The sequence below is a fragment of the Stenotrophomonas sp. CASM114 genome (genome assembly GCF_049384325.1).
GTDB lineage: Bacteria > Pseudomonadota > Gammaproteobacteria > Xanthomonadales > Xanthomonadaceae > Stenotrophomonas > Stenotrophomonas muris.
Genome location: NZ_JBMRGJ010000055.1, coordinates 1 through 380 on the forward strand (window position 1 = coordinate 1; position 380 = coordinate 380).

Annotated in this window: 1 protein-coding gene; it reads left to right on the forward strand. The window is 46.3% G+C overall.

The window, feature by feature from the left end:
- Positions 1-158 precede the first annotated feature (158 nt).
- Positions 159-380 (forward strand): hypothetical protein (locus VG566_RS20440; protein ID WP_423172735.1); only part of this gene is annotated, 222 nt, incomplete at its 3' end.

Below are 380 nucleotides of genomic sequence, written 5' to 3' on the forward strand. Positions count from 1 at the left end.
GCTCCATATTTGCCTCACAAATGAAACAGGTAACAAATAACATTCAATGGTGGTGGCAGTCAGACGCTGAACGGGGTTTGTAATGCCATTACTTTTTTTATAAGGTATCATTCCCCGGATTTATCCGGGGTTTTTTTTTGATCAACAAGGAAGGAATAATGAGAACAATAGAAGTCAGGACTGAATGCAGGCGCCTGCTGGCCGATATCTACACGCCGGTCGGCATTTATCTCCGCCTCCGCGATCGCTTCCGTGATACAATCCTGCTGGAGAGTACCGATTCGCACGCTGCCGAAAACAGTTATTCATTTATCTGCATCAATGCCATTGGTGGGATAGAAATCAGTGACACCGGCAGTATTGAAACCAAGCTGCCGGGT